General features: G+C 43.9%; 14 protein-coding genes. 11 read left to right on the top strand and 3 right to left on the bottom strand.

Features of this window, described 5'->3' with window-relative positions; translation table 11 throughout:
• Positions 1–29 precede the first annotated feature (29 nt).
• From ACSFXN_RS16680 to ACSFXN_RS16650, 7 genes are all read left to right on the top strand, one after another.
• Positions 30–1,100: an aldo/keto reductase gene (locus ACSFXN_RS16680; RefSeq protein ID WP_437151253.1), complete on the top strand. Its 1,071-nt coding sequence runs from the start codon at positions 30–32 to the stop codon at positions 1,098–1,100.
• Between the two features lie 181 nt (positions 1,101–1,281).
• Entirely contained in the window at positions 1,282–2,883 is a 1,602-nt protein-coding gene (locus ACSFXN_RS16675; protein ID WP_437151252.1) for an ATP-binding protein, read from the top strand.
• A gap of 18 nt (positions 2,884–2,901) precedes the next feature.
• Entirely contained in the window at positions 2,902–3,576 is a 675-nt protein-coding gene (locus ACSFXN_RS16670; RefSeq protein WP_437151251.1) for a response regulator, read from the top strand.
• Between the two features lie 73 nt (positions 3,577–3,649).
• The gene (locus ACSFXN_RS16665) at positions 3,650–4,618 is read left to right on the top strand and encodes a tripartite tricarboxylate transporter substrate binding protein (RefSeq protein ID WP_437151250.1); all 969 of its coding nucleotides are present in this window, start codon (positions 3,650–3,652) and stop codon (positions 4,616–4,618) included.
• A gap of 403 nt (positions 4,619–5,021) precedes the next feature.
• A complete protein-coding gene (locus tag ACSFXN_RS16660) occupies positions 5,022–6,329 on the top strand; it encodes a CitMHS family transporter (RefSeq protein ID WP_437151249.1) in 1,308 nt (435 codons plus the stop codon).
• Between the two features lie 343 nt (positions 6,330–6,672).
• Positions 6,673–8,169 (top strand): glycine betaine uptake BCCT transporter, encoded by a 1,497-nt coding sequence (locus tag ACSFXN_RS16655; protein ID WP_437151248.1) that lies wholly within the window; start codon positions 6,673–6,675, stop codon positions 8,167–8,169.
• A gap of 149 nt (positions 8,170–8,318) precedes the next feature.
• Complete coding sequence (locus ACSFXN_RS16650) at positions 8,319–9,242, top strand: 5'-3' exonuclease (RefSeq protein WP_437151247.1); 924 nt, start codon at positions 8,319–8,321, stop codon at positions 9,240–9,242.
• On the opposite strand, the gene ACSFXN_RS16645 is transcribed toward ACSFXN_RS16650, so the two are convergent.
• From ACSFXN_RS16645 to ACSFXN_RS16635, 3 genes are all read right to left on the bottom strand, one after another.
• Positions 9,204–9,779: a hypothetical protein gene (locus ACSFXN_RS16645; protein ID WP_437151246.1), complete on the bottom strand. Its 576-nt coding sequence runs from the start codon at positions 9,777–9,779 to the stop codon at positions 9,204–9,206. The two genes, ACSFXN_RS16650 and ACSFXN_RS16645, sit on opposite strands and share 39 nt — an antisense overlap.
• Positions 9,754–10,218: an STAS domain-containing protein gene (locus tag ACSFXN_RS16640; RefSeq protein WP_437151245.1), complete on the bottom strand. Its 465-nt coding sequence runs from the start codon at positions 10,216–10,218 to the stop codon at positions 9,754–9,756. Before ACSFXN_RS16640 ends, ACSFXN_RS16645 begins: the two co-directional genes overlap by 26 nt.
• A 63-nt stretch (positions 10,219–10,281) precedes the next feature.
• The gene (locus ACSFXN_RS16635; RefSeq protein WP_301857513.1) at positions 10,282–10,602 is read right to left on the bottom strand and encodes a thioredoxin family protein; all 321 of its coding nucleotides are present in this window, start codon (positions 10,600–10,602) and stop codon (positions 10,282–10,284) included.
• A 206-nt stretch (positions 10,603–10,808) separates the two neighbouring features.
• Between ACSFXN_RS16635 and ACSFXN_RS16630 the strand changes: the two genes are divergently transcribed.
• The 4 genes from ACSFXN_RS16630 to ACSFXN_RS16615 all read left to right on the top strand — a co-directional run bounded on the left by ACSFXN_RS16630 (position 10,809) and on the right by ACSFXN_RS16615 (position 17,062).
• Positions 10,809–13,193 (top strand): 3-hydroxyacyl-CoA dehydrogenase NAD-binding domain-containing protein, encoded by a 2,385-nt coding sequence (locus ACSFXN_RS16630; protein WP_437151244.1) that lies wholly within the window; start codon positions 10,809–10,811, stop codon positions 13,191–13,193.
• A gap of 27 nt (positions 13,194–13,220) precedes the next feature.
• A complete protein-coding gene (locus tag ACSFXN_RS16625) occupies positions 13,221–14,396 on the top strand; it encodes an acetyl-CoA C-acetyltransferase (RefSeq protein ID WP_437151243.1) in 1,176 nt (391 codons plus the stop codon).
• A gap of 429 nt (positions 14,397–14,825) precedes the next feature.
• Entirely contained in the window at positions 14,826–16,607 is a 1,782-nt protein-coding gene (locus tag ACSFXN_RS16620) for an acyl-CoA dehydrogenase family protein (protein WP_437151242.1), read from the top strand.
• 92 nt (positions 16,608–16,699) lie between these two features.
• Entirely contained in the window at positions 16,700–17,062 is a 363-nt protein-coding gene (locus ACSFXN_RS16615) for an arsenate reductase family protein (protein ID WP_437151241.1), read from the top strand.
• Positions 17,063–17,126: the final 64 nt, after the last annotated feature.

The raw sequence follows: 17,126 nt of genomic DNA, 5'->3' as shown, positions 1-17,126 counted from the left end.
CAATAATGCATATTTATTAGGAGGCTCTCATGGAAAACATCTACTTGGGCAACTCAGGCTTGCGTGTACCCAAATACATACTTGGAACGGTCCCGTTCAGCGGGACGAATGGTTTTGAAGCAGCCGGCGACATCAAGGAAGACCAGGCCCGCCGGATGGTGGATTTGTCGCTGGAAGCGGGCATCAACATGTTCGACACGGCGAATCTTTACTCAAAAGGCGATGCAGAGCGCGTACTTGGCGCGGCTATCAAAGGGCGCCGGGATCGAGTGCTGCTGACATCGAAAACAGGATTTCCGTTAAGCGACAATCCGAACAATCGCGGTGCATCACGCAACAATATCTTAAGTTCTATTGACCAAACTTTAGAGCGGCTCGGGACGGACTATCTTGATTTGTATCTTACCCATCTTTGGGATGGGCAGACGCCAATCGAAGAAACGGTGGAAACGATGACGAGCCTGATTAAATCCGGAAAAATTCGGCATTGGGGTGTTTCAAATTACAGCGGATGGGCACTGGCTAGAACTTATTCAGTTGCACAGCAGCTGGGTTGCATCCCACCGGTCACCCAGCAAATCTACTATACGCCAGAAGCACGGGAAGCGGAGTATGAGCTGTTGCCGGCAGGAGCGGAACTTGGCGTCAGTTCGATGATCTGGAGTCCGCTCGGCGAAGGATTGCTCAACGGCAAGATTGGGCGGCATAAACAAGCCCCTGACAATACGCGCCAAGGCGCCGGATGGCCGGAGCCTTGGGTTCAGGACCAAGAACGCCTTTACCAAGTGATTGATGCTCTGGAGGACGTTGCGATGAACCACAACGCATCCATTCCGCAAATCGCTTACTCTTGGGTGAGGGACCGTCCGAATGTCGGCCCGATTGTCATCGCAGCCCGCAACGAGGAGCAGTTGAAGGAAAATATCGCTTCATTTGATATTCAGCTGACCAAGGAGGAGCATGACCGGATCGAATCAGTCGCTAGGCCGGCGCCTCTCTATCCACACTGGCACCGGGCGATGAATTCAATGGAGCTGGGAAGTCCCTCTGAAATTTCCTATCTAAAAGGGTATAAACAGTCGATGGGAATTGAAGATTAGCTAAAGTTTATTCTTTAAGAAGAAATGCACCGCTTGCAGAACGTTAAACCAGTTCTGCAAGCGGTGCGTTTTTCTATTTGTTTTATATCATAAAGATAAGATCCGAACCCCCAATTAGAATCCCATAAGCTATAATGAGTGATGAGAAAATAATCGTAATGTTAAGAAAAGAGTCATGCTAATGAATAAAATGAAAAACATTCCATTACAAACCAAAATACTTGGGTTGATCAGTGCGCTGATCCTTTTTATCGTAACTCTGCTTGCCGGTATCTTCGCTTATTTAGAATCTGTAGATACCAGGGACCAAGTGGAACAATTGGCTTTGCAATCGGCCAAGACGATTTCTCTTTTGCCTGAACTTCGGGAGGCCATTGAAGAAAATGATGCAGACAGCCGTTTCCGCCCAATTGCTGAGCAGATAAAAGATCAAGTGAATGCAGCGGATATCGTCATCGAAGATCGCGAGAGAATCATTTATTCACATGTGAATCCAAGTCTCGTTGGCCAAGAGAGCATGGATCCTATCAGTTACCGGGCATTAATTTTCGGGGGCTCGAATAATTTTGAAGTGGAACGGGAACAAGGAACCGTGATCATCGGGAAAGTGCCGATCATTGCGGATTACGGTGAATACACGCAAATCATTGGGACCGTATCCGTCGAATTTTTGGAAAGGGATATTTACCAAAGCATCTATGAACGAATCAGGGTTATTATGATTGCATCTTTGATTGTTTTGCTGGTGGGAATATTCGGAGGCATTTTTCTGGCGAAAAGCATCAGAAAAGATACATTGGGACTGGAGCCGCACGAAATTGCTGCCTTGTATAGGGAAAGAAACGCCATTTTGTTATCCGTCAAAGAAGGGATTATAGCGATTGATGAAAACGGATGGATCACGTTGATCAATCATTCAGCGAAGTCGATGTTAGATTTTGATGAGGACAACCTTATAGGCCAGCCCCTCAAGCAATTTCTTCAACAGATTCAAATAGATGACGTGTTACAAACAGGGAAATCGGTTAATAACGCAGAGGTCTTGATTAATGAAAAGATTTTTATCTTTAATATCATCCCGATTATTGAAAATGGCCAGGTGGCAGGCGTTGTTTCCAGTTTCCGGGACAAAACGGAATTAAAAAATCTAATGAATACCATAACAGAGGTTCGTGAGTATTCGGAAGGGCTTCGTGCACAAACCCATGAATACGCCAATAAATTATTTTTGCTGTCCGGGTTATTGCAATTAGAGCGATACCAGGATGCATTTGAGTTTATCCAGAAAGAGTCAGTCACACATAAGCATCAAAACCAGATTTTGTTCAATCAAATTCACGATGCGAATGTCCAGGCTATTTTGTTAGGGAAAATCGGAAAGGCTTCGGAAAAGAAAATTCACTTTGAAGTGGATCCTGACAGTTACGTCGATCCATTGCCAAGCCATATAGAGGCAGCAGATGCGGTTGTCATTATTGGGAATCTGATTGATAATGCCTTTGATGCAGTAGAGCAGCAGCAAGAGAAAAAAGTGGCGTTTTCAATTACGGATTTTGGCAACGATATTATAATAGAAGTAACGGACAATGGAAAAGGAATTCCAAACGATAAATTAGATGCGCTATTTACGATGGGATACTCCTCGAAGGGTGAAAATAGAGGATTCGGCTTATTCAACGTGAAGCGCATTGTCGAATCGTTGGGTGGCACAATTGAAGTAAGCACTGAACAAGAAAGCAGGACCATTTTTACCGTCTACCTCCCAAAAAAGATGATGGGATAAATTCAGGAGGGAAATACCATGATTAAAGTGGTTATAGCAGAAGATGATTTTCGGATTGCTCAAGTACAGGAGCAGTTCTTGCAAAAAGTAACGGATGTAAAGTTGGTAGGAAAGGCATTAAATGCGAAAGAAACGATGGATCTTTTACGTGAAAATGAAGTGGATTTGCTGTTGCTGGACATTTATATGCCCGATGAACTGGGGACGGAATTATTGCCGAGAATACGGGAAAGTTACCCGCTGGTCGATATTATTATGGTGACTGCTGCTACCGAAAAAGCGATGCTTGAGAAAGCTGTCCGATACGGTGTTTTCAATTATCTCTTAAAGCCGGTAACCATGGACAAGTTTGTGGAAACGATTGAAGAGTTTAAAAGAAAAAGAAAATTGCTCGGCACTAATGATGAAGTAAATCAAAAAATGATCGACCAACTGTTTGGATCCGCAAAGCAGCCAGCTGCGATGCAAAATGATCTTCCAACAGGTGTAGATGGCCATACTTTGGATAAAGTGAAAGTTGTAGTGGAGAGGCTGAAAGGCGTTTCCATTGATGAAATGAGTGAAGAAATGGGAATCTCCCGAACGACGGCAAGAAGATATTTGGAGTATTTGGTTTCAGTAAATGTCTGCGTAGCAAAACATGAGTACGGGATTGTTGGAAGGCCACAAAGAAAATACTACTTTGTAGAATGATTCAATAAAATGGCACCTTTGGTGAATAGAAATACGCCATGGTTTATTTCATTAAGTTAACGAGGGATAAAGAATGAGAAAAAAGATAATGATCATTTCCATATTTTTCGCCATTCTTTTAACGGGATGCACTCCTGAAGAAAATCAGGAGCTGGCGACAGATGAAATCACGATTGTTGCCGGGTCAATTGGCGGAGGATGGGACATAACGGCACGAGCGATGCAGGAAAGTTTACTGAGTGAAAACCTGATTGATGGGGAAGTTCATGTGCTCAATAAAGTTGGGGCTGGCGGAGAATTAGGCTGGAAATATACGCAGCAGCAGAAAGATTCCGTATTAGCGGTCAACTCCAGCTTGCTTATCACGAATCATTTATTGGGCCAAAGCCAGTTGACCTATAAAGATTTTACTCCACTGGCGATATTGGCTACAGAATGGGAAGTGGTGGTGGTTTCAAAAGATTCAAGCATTGATAGCGCCAAAACCATGATGGGAAATCTGAAAGATGCACCGCAAGATTATAAAATTGGCGTTTCTCCGAGATTAGGAAATGATGATCAATTGTCGTTTGTACTGGCGAGTAAACGAGCTGGCGTGCAGCCGGAAAAACTTAACTTTCAAATTTATGAAAACAGTGCCAACGTAGTGGATGCCTTATTGAAAAAGCAAATAGATGTGGCAACCATGACGTTAGCGGAAGCGAAAAAATACTATGACCTTGATCAAGTGAAAATACTTGTTATCTCGTCTGATGACCGGTTAAAAGAACTGCCTGAAGTCCCGACTTGGTCAGAAGAAGGAATTGAAATTGTATTCGAGCATTGGCGAGGCATTATGGGACCGCCTGATATGACGGAAGATGAAATTCGATTTTGGGATCAGACGATTGAAAAAATGGTGCAAACAGAACAATGGCAGCAAACACTCGAGAAGTATATGTGGAAAGATTTTTATATGAATAGTAGTGAAACAACTCAATTTCTAGAACAGCAAAGTAAGATGTATGAGGATTTGATGAAGACTAACGAGAAAGACGAATAAGTTTCTGGATAAATAAAAAAGCTGAAATGGATTTAACGAAATAAATATTTTCGGCATCCATTTCTTGTTCTGTAGACACTTTGAAATATAGAAATCATCTTATTATGAGGTTGCCTTAGGGATAACTGTGTTACTACTTTCGCCGGTTTATGCAGGCTGGCGGAGAGTTAAAACACACCCTGAGGCAACCTCTTTTTATTGTTTTGCATTCTAAATAAAAGGATCAGAAAAAATCAGACAATGGTTTTAATGTACGAAATAGCTTTTAAGTATTTAAATAACAATATTTTGTAAACGTTTACATAGCTGCATAGCTAATCTATATTAATAAACAATATCTAAATTGTTGAATTATTTATTGAATTTATCAACGGACAATGGAAAAAATAGAGGGGGAATAAATATGTTAGCACTTTTAGGGTTTTCAATGATCGGTGTATTCATGTTTTTAATCATTACCAAGCGGATGTCCGCGATGGTTGCGTTAGTGACGATACCGATTATCTTTGCATTGCTGGGAGGATTTTGGACAGGCCTCGGTGATATGATGCTGGAAGGGATTAAGCAAGTGGCACCGACGGGTGTCATGCTGATGTTCGCTATTCTGTATTTCGGTATTATGATTGATGCGGGATTGTTTGATCCGCTAGTGTCAAAAATACTATCAATTGTTAAAGGCGATCCATTGAAGATCGTCATAGGTACCGCTGTTCTTGCCATGGCTGTCGCACTTGACGGCGATGGGACGACTACTTATATGATCACGGTAACAGCGATGCTGCCGCTTTATAAACGCATTGGAATGAATCCGCTCATCCTGACATGTGTAGCCATGCTGTCATTTGGTGTCATGAACATGACGCCTTGGGGTGGGCCGACTGCAAGAGCAGTTGCTGCACTTCAGCTTGATGTAGCAGATGTGTTTACACCGCTTATTCCTGTTATGGCAGCCGGGATTTTATGGACCTTATTTACAGCATTTGTTCTAGGGAAAAGAGAGCGCAAACGTTTAGGGATTGCGGAGATTCAATATTCGAAAGAAGAAAAACTTGTTATCAGTGAATTAAGTGCAACTGCCGCTATGGAAAATACGAAGCGGCCGAAATTAATCTGGATCAATTTTCTATTAACTGTTACATTGATCATCTGTTTGGTGACGTCTGTATTGCCATTATCGACTTTGTTCATGATTGCTTTTGTCATAGCGCTGATGATCAACTATCCGAAATTGGATGACCAGAAAGAAAGAATATCCAATCATGCTGGAAATGTCTTGGCAGTAGTCGGATTGGTTTTTGCTTCCGGCATCTTTACAGGGATCTTATCAGGAACCGAAATGGTTGATGCGATGGCTAACAGTTTAGTTGCCGTGATTCCAGAATCTGCTGGTCCGTATTTTGCGATTATTACAGCTGTCACAAGTATTCCGTTCACTTACTTTATGGCAAACGACCCTTATTATTTTGGCGTATTGCCGATTCTAGCTGAAACTGCAGCAGTTTATGGCGTAGACCCGGTAGAAATTGCACGTGCATCACTGCTTGGCCAACCCGTCCATGCCATGAGCCCATTAATAGCATCTGCCTACTTGCTTGTAGGGATGGCGGGAGTGGAGTTCGGGGACCACCAAAAATTCATTTTTAAATGGGCATTAGGCTCGTGCTTTGTCATGATTTTTGCAGCACTTGCTTTCGGAGTGCTTACTTTCTAAGTCATTCGTATATGTTACCGCCATTCAATTGAATGGCGGTATTTTTATTTTTTGAAGAAGGGAAGCTAAGGGATAATTTAAAAAGAGAAAGGGAATAGAATTATTGTATATGGTGACTAATCAAGTTGTAAAAATGGTTCGAGAGGTAAACTTGCTGGAAAGACTCTTAGAAGAAGGAAACGAAATCATTTACTCGAGGGGTTTCTTCCATTCTTTTTAATATATGCATATTGCAACTCAAAGACTTATGATTCTAAATCTTTTCAAATAGAAGCTGATTTGACATCACTTCCAATATTCTTTAACATAAAGAAATGTGTTAAAAGAGAAGGAGAGATACTATATGAAAAAAGTAACCAATGTTTTCTGGATTTCGCTTGCTATCGTCTTATTGGCAGTTGCGTACGGTACATTCGCGCCAGAAAATTTCGCAGAAGTTACAGGCAATATAGAGTCATTCCTGACAACTTCGTTTGGATGGTATTATTTATTGGTCGTTTCGGTCATAGTTCTATTTTGTCTATTTTTCCTCGTCAGCCCGATGGGGAAAATCAAATTAGGGAAAGAAGATGACAAACCGGAATTTTCGTTTATATCATGGGTATCCATGCTATTTTCAGCGGGAATGGGTATTGGGCTGGTCTTTTGGGGGGCAGCTGAACCACTATCTCACTTTGCCATTGATCCGGCAACTGCAGAGCCAGGTTCTGCTGAAGCATTCCGGGAATCAATGCGTTTCACCTTTTTCCATTGGGGAATTCACGCTTGGGCTATATATGGTGCCGTAGCATTAGTACTGGCATATTTCCAATTTCGAAAAGGTGAGCCTGGCTTAATCTCTGTAACGTTAAAACCGATTTTCGGTGATAAAATGAAAGGGCCATGGGGAACGCTGGTCGATGTCATTGCCATTTTCGCTACCGCTATGGGGGTGGCCACTACACTTGGTTTTGGAGCCATACAAATTAATGGAGGCTTGTCGTTTTTATTCGAGGGCATTCCAAGTGATAATTTCATCGTTCAAATCATTATTATCGTTATTGTTACTATACTATTTACAATTTCCGCATGGAGTGGAGTGAGTAAAGGGATTAAATACTTGTCCAATACGAATATGGTTTTGGCTGTCTGCTTAATGATTTTAGTTCTTATATTAGGTCCGACATTGCTAATTCTTAACACTTTCACGGATACGATCGGCAGCTATTTGCAAAATTTGGCCCAGATGAGTTTCCGTACTGCACCGGTTAATTCAGAAGAACGTGTCTGGATAGATGGCTGGACTGTGTTTTACTGGGCCTGGTGGATTTCTTGGGCTCCTTTTGTGGGAATCTTTATTGCTCGGGTTTCGAAAGGCCGGACAATTCGCCAGTTCTTGTCAGGGGTTCTCTTGATTCCAGCTGTTTTCAGTTTCATTTGGTTTGCGACTTTCGGCACGGCGGCTATGGATGTGCAGAATAAAGGGACAGATTTAACTGGCTTGTTGACGGAAGAAACTTTGTTCGCTGTATTCGAACAATTGCCACTTGGTTCCTTCTTGTCAGTCATTGCTATTGTGCTGATTGCTATTTTCTTTGTCACATCGGCAGACTCGGCAACCTTTGTGCTCGGAATGCAATCGACAAATGGATCGCTAAATCCAGCCAATTCCGTTAAGATATCGTGGGGTATCTCTCAGTCACTGATTGCTGTAGTTTTATTGTCAACTGGTGGATTAGGTGCACTTCAAACTTCGTTGATCATAGCTGCTTTTCCTTTCTCGTTTATCATACTCTTAATGATGATATCGTTTTACAAATCAATCAGTCTTGATTTTAAAGCAGTCAAACGCAAACGTTAAAACCGCCGCTTCGGCGGTTTTTTTGTTGGCTAAAAAGAAATACAATCAACGGTTGTTCTCCCATTGATTGTCAGTTGGTCGAATCCGACTTTTACGGTGAGTAAGAGGTATAATGGGTAGAGTGTTTGATAAAGGATGGAGGATTTACAATGAATGAAAGACCACACGTTTTATTAGTAGATGGAATGGCTTTGTTGTTCCGCTCTTTTTTTGCAACTTCCGCAGTAGGACAGTATTTCCGGACGACGGAAGGGCTGGCAACTAACGGTGTACAGGGATTTGCACGGCATGTTCTGGCCGCTAAAACCATGATGAAGCCGACGCATCTGGCAGTGTGCTGGGATATGGGGGCACAGACATTCCGTACTGAAATGTTTGACGGCTACAAAGCAAACCGGCCAGCGCCGCCGGAAGATATGCTGCATCAATTCGATTTGGCGAAAAAAGTATCGGAGCAGCTTGGCTGGAAGAATTACGGAGAAGCCGGCATCGAAGCTGACGACTTTATCGGCTCGTTTACAAAACAATGGCAAGGTGAAGCAGATTTCACCATCATGACAGGCGACAAAGACATGCTGCAACTCTTAAACCCTTCCGTGAAAATCGCTTTCATGAAAAAAGGCTATCATATATATGATGTTTACACTGAAACCCGGTTTAAAGAAGAATATGGCATCGAGCCAGATCAGTTCGCGGATGTCAAAGCCTTTATGGGAGATGCGAGCGATGGCTACCCGGGAGTAAAAGGGATCGGGCCGAAGACTGCCTTGGAGCTCATCAAAAAATACGGGTCGACCGATGGAGTGCTTGAAGCGATTGACGAATTGAAACCTGCCCAAAAGAAAAAGATAGAAGAGCATAAGGATATGCTGCTGCTATCTAAAGAACTGGCCGTCATCAAATGCGATATTCCGCTCGATGTGGCTCTTGATGAAATAGTGGTGCCGAATTATACAAACGATATGGTCGAGCTTTTCGACGACCAGGAATTGAAACTGCTGGCGCGCCAATTGGAGAAAAGCTTGATTCCGGAACTATCTCCTTTTGACCGGGCAGATCCTTACGAACGTTAAAACGTTTCGGTTTTCATTATAAGAAACCGCCCGTATTTTACTCGGGCGGTTTCTTTTTCCGTTATCGTGAATATACAGGACCACATCAACATCCTTGACTTCAAAACCGATAAGCGGCACCCAATGGTAGTCATACAAAGGTTTAGAGAACCAGCGGAATGAAAAATAGCGGTCGAATTTCATTGCGAGCGGCCGCCCCGCAAGCAGTTCACCTTTGACTGTTTCCAGTGAACGGACTTTTTCAATATGATAGCGCTGGCCGGCGGCTTTTTTGAAGTTCTTGATCAGCCGCCAAGTGAAAAGGCCGATTGGCGTAGTGCCAAGGAAGCCATAAAGCTGCTCAATTCCATAATCAATTTTTTCATGATGCTTGAGGATAGCAGCTATGGTGGTCGGCCCACAGGCAGATCGCTGTTTTTTGGCATCGATTGCTGCATTGTATTGAGACAAGCCTTCAAATGGAAGAAGAATTTTCAGTTTTAAGACCTCCTCAAAAGTTCCCGGATGGCATTTACATTGAATACAAGGATTTTTCATTTTCCGCCAGGAGTTTCTTCAGCGCTGCCCGGAATGTATTAAAAACTTCCAGTTCCACTTGTATGCCCGCATGGACAATTTCCCGGACAAAGCGCGGATTAAAGCCGACATAAATTGGACGAAGGCCCATCAGCTTGAGAGCGTTATTGAGCTGGGACAATTCACAGGCTAATTCGTTGTAATCGAATTTTTCCACATCTTCAATCCGCACACCGGTAAAATCAAAAATGACGCACTCGATATCCCGGTGTTCAGACGCGTATTGAAGCACTTTCGTGCGGATCGTTTCAAAACGATTCCGGAAAATAAAACCGGCGATTGGAACAAGAATGGTATCGGGCACAATGGATGGAATGATCGGAGCCGACATATTCTGAATCACTTTTTCATAATGCAACAGCAGCTCTTTTAACTCTTTAATTTCTTGCGATGAATCCATCAAGACACCTCTATTTCTATTATTGACTTTTATTATAGCGCAAAAAAAGAAATAGACGGTTGTCTATTTCTTCTGGCTTGCTAAAAAATCTGTTACCGATTCAGGTGTTTTTGCATGAGCGCTGTGAAGATGGGCTGTTTTCTCGCCGTTTTTGAAAATCAATAAGCTGGGAATGCCCATAACGTCGTATTTTTCAGCAAGCTCAGGCAATTCATCACGATTCACGTCAAACCATTTGTATTCGTTGTATTCTTCGATGATTGGATCGATGAACATATCCATGCGCGTGCAATCCGGACACCAGCCGGCTTGGAATTTAACGATTACTGGTTCAGTTCCTTCGATGATTTCATTGAATTGTTCAGTTGATGTAATGGGTTTCATAAAATCTCCTCCTAAATGTCTCTAAACCAGTTTACAATGCCGGATAACTTTCGGGAAGAGATTGAACTTGAAGAGTTGAATAATTTTAACGATTAAATATTGCGAAAACAATGAAAATAATTTACACTGAGGACATAGAGAGCGTTCTATTTTTTTAAGTAAAAAATGAATGAGGGTTCATTCAAAAAAACGAGGAGGGTTTTTCATTGGCTTACCAAATTAAAAAAGCAGCGGTGCTTGGTTCCGGTGTAATGGGATCAGGAATTGCAGCACACCTTGCAAATATAGGAATTCCGGTTTTACTGCTGGATATCGTTCCTCGCGAATTAGCGGAAGAAGAACAGACAAAAGGATTGTCATTAGAACATCCGCAGGTGAGAAACCGGATTGCTGCCGCTTCTATTCAAAAACTGTTGAAACAGAAACCGGCACCATTAACTTCTAAAAAGAATTTGCAGCTGATTACACCAGGGAACTTGGAAGATGACTTAGAAAAATTGAAAGACGTGGATTGGATCATCGAAGTAATCGTTGAAAATTTAGAAGTTAAAAAATCGCTTTATGAAAAAATTGATGCTGTCAGAACCCCTGGCACAATCGTTTCATCCAATACATCCGGCATCAGCATCAACGCGATGGCTGAAGGCCGTTCAGAAGATTTTGGCAGACATTTTCTTGGCACGCATTTCTTCAACCCGCCGCGCTATTTGAAACTCCTGGAAATCATTCCGGCGGACACGACGGCACCTGAAGTTCTTCAGTTCATGACATCATTCGGAGAAGACCGATTGGGCAAAGGCGTTGTGATTGCGAAAGATACGCCGAATTTCATAGCCAACCGCATCGGTACATACGGATTGTTGGTGACATTGCGTGAAATGCAGAACCGCGGGTATTCCATCGGAGAAGTGGATTCGGTTACAGGGCCGTTGATCGGGCGCCCGAAATCAGCGACATTCCGTACATTGGATGTAGTCGGCCTGGATACATTCATGCATGTAGCGAAAAATGTTTACGACCAGACTTCCGGTGAAGAACAGAAAGTATTTGAAACTCCTGAATTCATGAAGAAGATGATTGAGAAAGGCTGGATCGGTGCCAAATCAGGACAAGGATTCTTCCTTAAAAAAGACAAAGAAATTCTGGAACTGAACCCAGAAACCTTGGAATACCGCCCAGCCGGCGATTTGAAAACGCCTTCACAAGAAATGGCAAAACAACAGAAAGGCCTTGCAGCGAAAACTAAAACGCTCGTTTACGCAAACGACCGCACAGGAGAGCTTTTATGGAGCATCCTTTCGCCGACACTCCTTTATTCCGCTCGATTAACTGGTGAAATTGCAGACGATATAGTGGCCATTGACAATGCCATGAAATGGGGATTCGGATGGGAACAAGGGCCGTTTGAAACATGGGATGCGATCGGCGTCCAAAAATCAGTCGAAAAAATGCAGCAGGAAGGTTTACAGATTCCTGGCTTTGTTCAAAGTTTGCTCGACAGCGGCAATGAGAGCTTCTATAAAGAAGAAAACGGCGACCTGTATTTCTTTAATGGAACCGATTACCAGCCGGTGCCAGTCAACGAAAAAGCCATTGATTTAAAACGTTATAAGAAAAAGAACGGGGTCTTGAAGTCAAATTCAGGAGCGAGCTTGATCGATCTTGGAGACGGCATTTTGCTGCTGGAATTCCATTCGCGTTCAAATGCAATCGGCTTGGACATTATGCAAATGATCAATTATGCAATAGATGAAGTAGAAAAGAATTACAAAGGTTTGGTCATTGGGAACCAAGGCAAGAACTTCTGTGTCGGCGCGAACCTTGGCATGATCCTGATGGAGGCGCAAGATGACAATATCTTTGAACTGGATTTCACTATCCGGACCTTCCAGAACTCGTTAATGAAAATTAAATACAGTTCCAAACCTGTAGTGGTTGCACCGTTCGGCATGACGCTTGGCGGAGGCGCGGAAGTTGCGCTTCATGCAGCACATATTCAGGCTTCAATGGAGACGTATATGGGCTTAGTGGAAGCGGGCGTTGGGCTGATACCTGGCGGCGGTGGAAACAAAGAACTTTACATCAAGCACTTGAAAGGCCTGCCGAACGGCGTAACGGTGGATTACCAGAATATCGCAAGCAATGTGTTTGAAACGATTGCGATGGCAAAAGTGTCCACTTCAGCAGAAGAAGCGCGTGAAAATAACTTTTTAAATTTTACAGATGGCATCAGCGTCAACAGCGACCATCTGATTTATGATGCAAAACAAGCAGCACTTGCTTTATATGAAAATGGCTACCAGGCACCGATTCGCGAAAAAGTACCGGTTACCGGTGAGCCAGGGTACGCCACTCTTTTACTCGGAGCAGAAGGCATGTTCATATCCGGCTATATTACAGAGTACGATTTGAAAATTGCCAAGAAACTCGCTTTTGTCTTGTCCGGCGGAAAACTTCCATACGGCACGAAAGTGGATGAACAATATTTGTTAGATCTGGAACGTGAAGCATTTTTAAGCTTGGTTGCGAAACCGAAAACTCAGCAGCGGATGCAGCATATGCTGGTCAAAGGCAAACCGCTCCGCAACTAATCGAAGATATTAAAGGAGGAAAAACACATGCGCGAAGCAGTAATCGTCGCTGGGGCCAGAACCCCGGTCGGCAAAGCGAAAAAAGGCTCTCTTGCTACTGTGCGCCCGGATGATTTCGGCGCATTGGTAGTCCGGGAAGCATTAAACCGGGCTGGTGGATATGATGGCCCGATAGATGATTTAATCATGGGATGTGCGATGCCGGAAGCTGAACAAGGCATGAACATTGCGCGCAATATCGGTGCATTGGCAGGATTGCCGGATACGGTATCAGCAGTAACAGTCAACCGTTTCTGTTCTTCAGGTTTACAGTCGATTGCTTATGCGGCCGAACGGATCATGGTCGGAAGCGCAGAAGCAATCATAGCCGGCGGTGTTGAATCGATGAGCATGGTGCCGATGATGGGCAATGTGATCCGGCCGAATTCAAAGCTGGCGGAAACTGCTCCTCAATACTATATGAGCATGGGCCATACGGCAGAGCAGGTCGCTACTCAATACGGCGTAAGCCGGGAAGACCAGGACGCGTTTGCGGTCCGCTCCCATGAAAAAGCGGCTGCAGCAATCGCTGCCGGCAAATTCGATGAAGAAATCGTGCCGGTCGAAGTCACTAAGCGTTTCGTCGATGACAACAATAAATACCAGGAAAAAACATTCATGTTTGAAATGGACGAAGGCGTGCGACACGGCACAAGCATCCAAACCTTGAACAAGCTCCGCGCAGCTTTCTCGGCTCGCGGGACAGTAACTGCCGGAAACTCTTCGCAGACTTCAGACGGTGCCGGAGCGGTGTTGGTCATGGACCGGGAAAAAGCGGAAGCACTGGGATTAAAGCCAATTGCAAAATTCCGTTCATTTGCAACAGGCGGTGTACCGCCGGAAGTGATGGGAATTGGTCCGATTGTCGCCATCCCGAAAGCATTGAAATTGGCTGGCCTTTCAATTGAGGATATTGATGTATGGGAATTGAATGAAGCTTTCGCTTCCCAATCGTTAGGCGTCATCCGCCATCTCAACCTTGATATCGATAAAGTGAATTTAAACGGCGGCGCCATCGCTTTAGGCCACCCGCTTGGAGCAACAGGCTCTATTTTGACGATGAAGATGATGAGTGAATTAAAACGCCAAGGAAAACAATTCGGCGTCGTTACCATGTGCATCGGCGGCGGTATGGGCGCGGCCGGCGTTTTTGAAATGCTATAGGAAATATATGCTGAACTGAGCATCGATATTCCGCAAAACAGCTATGCTTTCCTGCGGACTTGCGCCGAACTAACTCGGGCTTTTGGCCCGAGTGGATTTCGGCACTTCGTCGCTACGCTGCCCCGCGGGAATCTCCGCTGTTCTGCTCCATATCATTCTATAAGCTATCCTACTATCAAATAGTATTAAGAAATGCCAATGGTTTAGTTGGTATAAAAAATTACTACTACCATGTGTTTTTGAGAAGAAAGAGCGGAAGGCGGCGACTCCAGCGGGAACAGCACGAGCTGAAGACACTGGACTGAGCGCAGCGAGGGAAGCGGCTGAGGCCGTGCCCGCGGAAAGCGTCCGCCTGAAGCGATTTTTCTCACTCTCTAAATTCAATCAACAAATTTACACAAGAAAACCATAAACCAGGAGGAATAAAAAATGGCAGAATCTAAGACTTTAATCAAAGGCGGCAGTTTCTTAATTGAAGAAGCCGATTTATCCCGCGTATTTACACCGGAAGACTTTACGGAAGAGCAAAAAATGATCGCTAAAACGACGGAGGATTTTGTAAATACAGAAGTAATGCCTGTAGTGGAGAAATTGGAAAACCATGAGTTTGAGCATTCTGTGCGGCTATTGAAAACGGCTGGAGAAATCGGCCTTCTCGGTGCCGATGTACCGGAGCAATACGGCGGCCTTGGCCTCGATAAAATCGCTTCCGCTTTAATTGCAGAAAAAATGTCGAAAGCGGGCGGTTTCTCGATTACACACGGCGCCCATGTGGGCATCGGCTCTTTGCCAATTGTGCTTTTCGGCAATGAAGAACAAAAGCAGAAATACTTGCCGCGTTTGGCAACTGGCGAACTGATTGCCGCGTATGCCCTTACAGAGCCAAGCTCCGGATCAGACGCACTGGGTGCAAAAACAGTGGCTAAGTTAAATGAAGCCGGTACGCATTACGTATTAAATGGCGAAAAACAATGGATTACAAATGCGGGATTTGCGGATGTGTTCATTGTTTATGCAAAAATTGACGGCGAGAAATTTTCAGCCTTTATTGTGGAACGTGCTTATGACGGTGTTTCTGTTGGACCGGAAGAAAAGAAGATGGGCATTAAATCCTCTTCCACGCGCACATTAGTCCTGCAGGATGCGGAAGTCCCTGTAGAAAACTTATTAGGCGAAGCAGGGCGCGGCCACATTATCGCATTTAACATTTTGAACATCGGCCGATACAAACTGGGGGTCGGCACAGTCGGCGGTTCAAAACGTGCGATGGAAATCACGATTCCTTACACGAATCAGCGCCAGCAGTTTAAAACACCCATTTCTTCCTTCAATTTGACGCGTGAAAAACTGGCGACAATGGCTTCTCAATTGTATGCACTGGAAAGTTCGGTATACCGCACAGTTGGTCTATTTGAAGACCGCATGAGCGGCTTTACAGAAGAAGAGCATGCCAACGGGAAATTAGTGGCGGATGCAATTGCAGAATTTGCAGTGGAATGTTCGATGAATAAATTCTTTGGTACAGAAACGCTGGATTATATTGTTGATGAAGGCGTTCAGCTGCACGGCGGATATGGATTCATGCAAGAGTATGAAATCGAGCGCGCTTACCGTGATTCCCGCATCAACCGGATTTTTGAAGGAACAAATGAAATCAACCGTTTGCTGGTACCAGGTACATTGCTGCGCAAAGCGATGAAAGGCGAGCTTCCTTTATTGCAGCACGCACAGCAATTGCAAGAGGAATTGCTCATGATGATGCCGGAAGAAATTGGCACAGAAGCGTTGGCACAGGAAAAATACTTGGTGAAAAACGCCAAGAAAATCGCCTTGCTTGCAGCTGGCCTTGCGGCGCAGACGTATGGTGCAAAGATCGAACAAGAACAGGAAGTGCTTGTTAACATCGCGGATATCGTCTCAAACGTCTTTGCGATGGAATCTGCAGTGCTCCGCACGGAAAAAGCGATTGCAGCATCCGGAGAAGAAAAAGCCCAGCAAAAATTGTTGTATACGCAAATATATTGCCAAGAAGCCTTTGACAAAATTGAGAAAGACGCAAAAGAGACATTGCTTGCGGCTGTGGAAGGCGACAATCAGCGCATGATGCTTTCTGCACTGCGTAAACTGACTCGTTCAACTCCGTATAACGTGATTGCGAAAAAGCGGGAAGCAGCTGTTAAATTAGTGGAAACAGAGAAATATGTAGTCTAAGCTTTCTTTGAAAACGCAGCCTTCGGGCTGCGTTTTTTTACATCGACCAGGCGTGCTAATTTTGGTAAGCTTGGTTAAAAGGAGGTTTTAGAATGATTACCTATTATGCATATCCGAAATGTACAACATGCCGCAAAGCAAAAAAATGGCTTGACCAAAATAACATTGAATACAATGAAATTAACATTGCTGAAATACCCCCGTCTGACAGCGAACTTCGTGAAATTTATGAGAACAGCGGACTTGAATTGAAGAAGTTCTTTAATACAAGCGGCCTGAAGTACCGGGAACTCGGATTGAAAGACAAATTGAAAGAAATGCCTGAAGATCAGCAACTAAAGCTGCTGTCTTCAGACGGAATGCTGATTAAACGCCCATTGGCTTGGGATGGAAAAAAAGCGACACTTGGTTTTAAAGAAGAAGAGTTTGAAAATACCTGGAAGAGAGAGCAGTGAAATCTTGTATTTCCCCAGGCTTTATGTCAAACTGAGAAATGAGTACACTACATAATTTGGAGGG

The organism is Planococcus sp. 1R117A (genome assembly GCF_051417975.1).
GTDB lineage: Bacteria > Bacillota > Bacilli > Bacillales_A > Planococcaceae > Planococcus > Planococcus shenhongbingii.
This window is presented reverse-complemented; position numbering and strand designations above follow the sequence as displayed.

What these genes read in the sequence shown, in the direction of transcription:
- ACSFXN_RS16635 (WP_301857513.1), bottom strand. Translation starts at nt 10,602, where the DNA reads ATGAAACCCATTACATCAACTGAACAATTCAATGAAATCATCGAAGGA.
- ACSFXN_RS16645 (WP_437151246.1), bottom strand. Translation starts at nt 9,779, where the DNA reads ATGAAAAATCCTTGTATTCAATGTAAATGCCATCCGGGAACTTTTGAG.
- ACSFXN_RS16670 (WP_437151251.1), top strand. Translation starts at nt 2,902, where the DNA reads ATGATTAAAGTGGTTATAGCAGAAGATGATTTTCGGATTGCTCAAGTA.
- ACSFXN_RS16625 (WP_437151243.1), top strand. Translation starts at nt 13,221, where the DNA reads ATGCGCGAAGCAGTAATCGTCGCTGGGGCCAGAACCCCGGTCGGCAAA.
- ACSFXN_RS16675 (WP_437151252.1), top strand. Translation starts at nt 1,282, where the DNA reads ATGAATAAAATGAAAAACATTCCATTACAAACCAAAATACTTGGGTTG.
- ACSFXN_RS16650 (WP_437151247.1), top strand. Translation starts at nt 8,319, where the DNA reads ATGAATGAAAGACCACACGTTTTATTAGTAGATGGAATGGCTTTGTTG.
- ACSFXN_RS16615 (WP_437151241.1), top strand. Translation starts at nt 16,700, where the DNA reads ATGATTACCTATTATGCATATCCGAAATGTACAACATGCCGCAAAGCA.
- ACSFXN_RS16680 (WP_437151253.1), top strand. Translation starts at nt 30, where the DNA reads ATGGAAAACATCTACTTGGGCAACTCAGGCTTGCGTGTACCCAAATAC.
- ACSFXN_RS16620 (WP_437151242.1), top strand. Translation starts at nt 14,826, where the DNA reads ATGGCAGAATCTAAGACTTTAATCAAAGGCGGCAGTTTCTTAATTGAA.
- ACSFXN_RS16660 (WP_437151249.1), top strand. Translation starts at nt 5,022, where the DNA reads ATGTTAGCACTTTTAGGGTTTTCAATGATCGGTGTATTCATGTTTTTA.
- ACSFXN_RS16640 (WP_437151245.1), bottom strand. Translation starts at nt 10,218, where the DNA reads ATGGATTCATCGCAAGAAATTAAAGAGTTAAAAGAGCTGCTGTTGCAT.
- ACSFXN_RS16655 (WP_437151248.1), top strand. Translation starts at nt 6,673, where the DNA reads ATGAAAAAAGTAACCAATGTTTTCTGGATTTCGCTTGCTATCGTCTTA.
- ACSFXN_RS16665 (WP_437151250.1), top strand. Translation starts at nt 3,650, where the DNA reads ATGAGAAAAAAGATAATGATCATTTCCATATTTTTCGCCATTCTTTTA.